This is a genomic window from Pseudolactococcus raffinolactis NBRC 100932 (assembly GCF_001591765.1).
GTDB lineage: Bacteria > Bacillota > Bacilli > Lactobacillales > Streptococcaceae > Pseudolactococcus > Pseudolactococcus raffinolactis.
This window is the reverse complement of record NZ_BCVN01000062.1, coordinates 1-5,050: the sequence shown is the minus strand read 5'-3', so window position 1 is coordinate 5,050 and position 5,050 is coordinate 1. Positions and strand designations below refer to the sequence as shown.

At 34.8% G+C, this 5,050-nt stretch carries 6 protein-coding genes and 1 pseudogene; all 7 read right to left on the bottom strand.

The features are described 5' to 3' along the window. Window positions 1-235 (bottom strand): annotated as a pseudogene (locus tag LRA01S_RS10145) (phage major capsid protein); the annotation flags it as partial. Continuing rightward, window positions 226-807, bottom strand: coding sequence for an HK97 family phage prohead protease (locus LRA01S_RS10140; protein ID WP_061775501.1), 582 nt, complete (start codon window positions 805-807; stop codon window positions 226-228). The gene LRA01S_RS10140 and the pseudogene LRA01S_RS10145, both read right to left, overlap by 10 nt. After that, a complete protein-coding gene (locus LRA01S_RS10135; protein WP_061775500.1) occupies window positions 804-2,009 on the bottom strand; it encodes a phage portal protein in 1,206 nt (401 codons plus the stop codon). The genes LRA01S_RS10140 and LRA01S_RS10135 overlap by 4 nt, the downstream gene beginning before the upstream one ends. 19 nt (window positions 2,010-2,028) lie before the next feature. Beyond that, window positions 2,029-3,846 (bottom strand): terminase large subunit domain-containing protein, encoded by a 1,818-nt coding sequence (locus tag LRA01S_RS10130; RefSeq protein ID WP_082785453.1) that lies wholly within the window; start codon window positions 3,844-3,846, stop codon window positions 2,029-2,031. Window positions 3,847-3,851: 5 nt separating this feature from the next. Beyond that, window positions 3,852-4,220 carry a P27 family phage terminase small subunit gene (locus LRA01S_RS10125; RefSeq protein ID WP_061775498.1) on the bottom strand — a complete coding sequence of 123 codons (369 nt, stop codon included), beginning with the start codon at window positions 4,218-4,220 and terminating at the stop codon, window positions 3,852-3,854. Window positions 4,221-4,378: 158 nt separating this feature from the next. After that, on the bottom strand, window positions 4,379-4,699 hold the full coding sequence (locus tag LRA01S_RS10120; RefSeq protein WP_061775497.1) for an HNH endonuclease: 321 nt from the start codon (window positions 4,697-4,699) through the stop codon (window positions 4,379-4,381). Then, window positions 4,699-4,899 (bottom strand): hypothetical protein, encoded by a 201-nt coding sequence (locus LRA01S_RS10115; RefSeq protein WP_061775496.1) that lies wholly within the window; start codon window positions 4,897-4,899, stop codon window positions 4,699-4,701. Before LRA01S_RS10115 ends, LRA01S_RS10120 begins: the two co-directional genes overlap by 1 nt. Between the last annotated feature and the right edge of the window lie 151 nt (window positions 4,900-5,050).

Genomic DNA, 5,050 nt, shown 5'->3' with positions numbered 1-5,050 from the left:
CAGCTTTTTCATCTTCTAATTTAGTGATCTCATCAGATTTTTCTTTGATTTTCTTTTCAAGTTCATCCGCTGAATCTTCGACCACTTTTACTTCTTCATCAGTCTCAGCTTCGTCAAGGGCTTTTTCAAGTTCTACTTCTTCATCTTTTAGTTTAGTTTCATCAGCTCGTAAAGCTGTGATTTTTGCTGAGCGTTCTTGAATTTTTTTGTTTAAAATTAATTGTCTTAATGCCATGTTTTTATTCTCTCTTTCAGTTTTGCCTTGCGTGTTTGCAAGTTTCTTTTTTCTAGTTGTTTCATTTGTTCGCTTCGTGCTTCAACTGCTGTATCAGCGTATGCGGGAAAAGTCACAACACTGACTTCAAATAGTTCAATTTCTGTAATTGTCCATTTCGTTGAGCCATCAGCTCTAGTGTCCATTGTTTCATCTAAGATATTAAATCCAAATGAACATTGGTCAATGTCGCCACGCTTAACTCTTTCATAAAGATTGACTGCTTCACTATCGTTTTTATTGATTGTGATTTCACCGTAAAGCCCTTTATCATCAACTGTTAAGCTTAATGTCTGCGACTTTGTACGACCAAGAACTTTAGCTGTGTCATGGTCAGCAAGCGCTCTAATGTCAGTTAAGTCAATATCTTTAAATGCTTTATCAGAAATTTCTTCATAATAATTTTCAAAAAGTTTTGTCTCGCTGTTAAAAACAACAAAGTAACCTTCAATTTTCATTTCATCTGTTTCATTGTTATCAGCTCTTGTTTGTAGTTTGCCAAGCGACCGAACTTGATTTTTTAGATTTCTCATTCGTTTTCACCTCCTTTCTCATCATCATCATTAATGCTGTTTGTTAATTTGCCTTGCTTTGATAAATCCTGCTGTAGCAAGTAGTTTTCAAGCACAATCAAATCATCCATTTCGCTGTCAGGTGCTAGACCTAACCAATTTCTGCCTTCGTTCCGTCTCAAAGTATTAACTTTGACCAATGCCGTTATTGCGTTGACTTGTTCGACAAGGCTGTAATTGTAAAGCGACCGTGGGTTAAATGTGAAATACATATCAGGTTCAACAATCAATCTATTAAGTGTTTGTTGAATAATCTGAGCAATGCTCATGATTTTTGTGTTGATGAAATTGTTCCATTCGTCCTTGCTGTAGCTACCCACGCCCAATACGAATGAGGGTATTCCAAGAATTGATGCAACTGTTTCCTTATCAACTTTCACGCTTTCGTGGATTGCCAAATCTTCAAGTGTCAGTGGCTTAATAGTTTCAAACCTAACTAGACCATCGGGTAACAACAAAGGTTTATTTTTGTCTTTTCGTTTCAAGTATTTTTCTTCAAACTTTTCACGCTCTGCTTCATCCAAATCAGCATCACTATCCACCATCATGATAAGGCTAGGCATGTACTCACTTGACATGAAACTACGCTTAGTTGCGCTTGCTTGTTTTAAATTGTGTGTGACATCGTTCAAATTGACCTTGTAACTCGTTCCCATAAAACTTAAATTTTCATCAGGATTCAACACAAAATGTAGCAAATCTTCGGGTGCATAATCTTTGTTTTTGTATTTAATAACATAATCAAATTCATCTTCAGCGTCATGATAAAATCGAATTTTGTTGTTCGGTAGTGGTCTAAGCTCTTTAATAGCACCGCTTCTAGTAATCGGCATTACAACTGCATCACCATTAATCAGCATTGATTTAACAATCCAGAAAATGAAAGATTTTCTCGTTTGATAAGCATTCGGTGCAATATCAACAAGTCTGCTGATTTCGTTTTTAACTCTTGTATCTCCATTATCGCCATTTTTCATAAGCTGAATTGTCATATTGCTGACTAAATCTGCGATTGTATTTACGGCTGTTACGACTTCGGGTGAATCTGATAGCTTTGTATAGCCACTTACCAAGATATTTTCAGTGTCGGTTGACATAAAATAACCTATTTTGTTGTTAGTCTGTGGCTCTGTTGAGCGTTTAAAATAATCTCTAATTCCCATTTTTTCTTTCTCACCTCCTTTAATCTAAAATATTTTTGACTTTTGCTTTGCTTTCCATATCTTCAAGCATTGCCACTGCACCAAAAGTGCTTGCATCAAACAAATCAATCTTCATGTTTTTGCTGATTTTCCTCATTCTTAACCATCCGTTGTAAAGTTCTTCTGCTTTAACATTGCTCACACAGTACTCGTAAGACCTGTTATGTAAATAATAAAACTCACCATTTTTCACTTTGTTTTCTATTCTGCGAATGCCGATAGTTTTGATTGAAGGCAACTGTGACGCATCCTTTAATTTGAATTTTTCAGCTCTCATAACAATTGCAAATTCGGTAGCTGATTTTTTGTCAAAGTTTACTTGTTTTATTCTAAATCCCATTTTTTTCATCATGACAAACCAACCTGCTATATCGCTAGGCTGAACAACATCAGTATTACTAAGCGTTGCCCATCCTTCTTCTTGCCATTCCTGCAATGGCATGTTAGATTCCTGAGCTTTGGCAATTGCTAATGATAAAGGAAAATAAGCTTGACTAATTACAATATCAATATCTTTAGTTATCTTGCTGCCGTTTTCGTCTTTAGTTTTATATTTGTAGTTTGCGTATAACCCACTAGCTGATAAATCGTGTAAGACTGATAAGTCTGCGTAACCATACCAGTTTAAATTTAACTTCAATAAATCGTCTATACTCCAGTCATATAAACTATCTGAGTATTTAAATTCATCAATGTCAAAGAATGTTTCTGAACTTGTCGTGAATACATTAAGTGTTTTATTTTTAAATTCGTTGCGTGTTCCCTCGTCTGAATCAATTGCAATTTTTGCATCATTGACTAATAAATCTAAACTTACTGTTTCGCCTGCTGAGGGATTCACTGCTTCAATCAATTCGGGATCATCTATGTCTGTGATTTCGCCTGTGATTGGGTTTAAAAAGTTACCTTTGTTGTCTCTGCCTGCTGTGCATAAATAAATGAAATATCTATCATACTTACTTTCATCTTTGATTGTTTTGTTCAATACTTTTTTCAGCAACTCGACACGCTCGTCCAAAAAACAACCTATGTTGTCGCCTGCTGTTGAAACTGCAAGTAGCATTCTTGAACCTGAATAAGATTTCATCGCATCCTTCATGAGCGTATATCGCTTAGGTCTCTTGAAAGCATGGACTTCATCAGCTATGATCGTATTGGCTATCAGCCCATCCAAGTATTTTTCGTCAGCTCCGATTGCCCTTATTTCTATGTGTCCTTTTCCCAAATCAACATTTATCGAATGTTCTTGATTGTTAGCCCTTAACCGTGGTTTAAACTTTTCTCGATTGTGTTGCAAATTCAAATTATGTTGTATAAAATTAAAACTTACTTTTGCCTGTGATAAGCTATTAGCAACTATATATGTTGTTGCACCTGAATCAGCATCAATCAAACTTTTTGCCCAAGTTAATGACGCAACAAATGTTGTCTTACCACTTTTTCTAGGTAAAAACAAAAGCACTTCTTGATAGCGCCTTATGTTGCTGTTTTTCAAAAAGAAACCGAACAAATTGACTGTAACAAATATTTCCCAGCGTGTTAATTTTATTGGGTTTAACCGTGCACTTTCGCCTGTGATTGTTTCACCTTTTTCTGGGTAAATCGTACCCTCGATTAAATCTATTGCAAAGTCAAATTGATTGGACTTGAAATCTAAATCATCTCTTTCTAAATCATCTAAAAATCTCTGACAAGCTTGTATTTGTTCAACATTAGCAATCTTCTTACCTGTGATTAAATCATTAGCGAATTGTAAAGCTGTTTGAAAATGTGGGCTTTTAATTTCTGATATATCCAAGTACATCACCCACTTTTCAAGCCATCAAATAATTTATTGAAAGGGTCATTATCATTAGTCTTTAGGCTGATTTCGCTGTCTTTGTTCGCTTTTGCGTTCAACATCAATCTATCTGAATAAGTTCCAATGTCTTTGCGCAAATTTTCAAGGGTTGCAAGAATGGGGCTTTTTTTACCATCACTTTTTTCAGTTTGTATCATGACTTGATAACCTGAATCTTCAAATTCTTTTGTTAAAATGTAGTATTGATGTAGCAAATCTGCATAGACTTCAACAAGCTGATTATACTGTTTTTTATAAGTGTTTAGCTCTTTCATATAAGCTATCGTGCGCCTTTTTATTGTGTCTTTTTGCGGTATATTTTTACCTGCCATTTTCTTGCTCCTTTCGTTAAAATTCTACGGAAAAATATTTTCAAACTACCTGAGGTGGGGAAAAGACCCACTTATGCCTTTCTCCCATTACCTTTTCTCGCATCCACATAGGTGGGGGGGCTCACCATAAACTTATTTATTCTTTAAATTTATTTATTTTATTTTTTATTTTTAATATAATTATTAAACTCAACTTTTCTTTTATCTTGATATTCTTTACCAAGTTTCGTTGCTTCATCAGTCACACGGTTGTGCATCTTGTTATGGCATCCATTGCACAAGCTTATCAAGTTCCAATTCTGTAAACCCAGCTCACTATAATCTTCGTAAAAATAAATGTGATGAACTACTTTAGCTTCCTTGCTACGAAAATACCTTCTACAATTCTGACATTCATAGCCATCCCTTTTCAGTATCTTAGCACGCTTAACAGTCCACTTATTATTTTTATAAAAGCTACCGTTCCTTACCCTACTCATTAAAGCTCTAACACTTTCATACGCAAATCCGTCAGCTCTTTAATGAGCGTCTTGTTTGATTCAATCGTTCTATTAAGTTTATCTGAGTTTGCCCATCCAGACAGTACCATTAAAGCACCCATGCCATTTTGCTGATTCAAACCATCAATCTTCTCATCAATAATCTCAATCACATTTTTCAAATTAACTTGTCTATTCATCTCGACTAACTCCTTTAAATAACTACATAAAGTTTACATTTGTAAACAATATAAACAAAAATAAAAGAGAAGCATTTATACTTCTCCTTTTTACGGTATGAAAGACCTAGCAAAATTATCAAAGGGGGTTCTCTATAATTATCTTTCTTCA

What these genes read in the sequence shown, in the direction of transcription:
- LRA01S_RS10140 (WP_061775501.1), bottom strand. Translation starts at nt 807, where the DNA reads ATGAGAAATCTAAAAAATCAAGTTCGGTCGCTTGGCAAACTACAAACA.
- LRA01S_RS10135 (WP_061775500.1), bottom strand. Translation starts at nt 2,009, where the DNA reads ATGGGAATTAGAGATTATTTTAAACGCTCAACAGAGCCACAGACTAAC.
- LRA01S_RS10125 (WP_061775498.1), bottom strand. Translation starts at nt 4,220, where the DNA reads ATGGCAGGTAAAAATATACCGCAAAAAGACACAATAAAAAGGCGCACG.
- LRA01S_RS10120 (WP_061775497.1), bottom strand. Translation starts at nt 4,699, where the DNA reads ATGAGTAGGGTAAGGAACGGTAGCTTTTATAAAAATAATAAGTGGACT.
- LRA01S_RS10115 (WP_061775496.1), bottom strand. Translation starts at nt 4,899, where the DNA reads ATGAATAGACAAGTTAATTTGAAAAATGTGATTGAGATTATTGATGAG.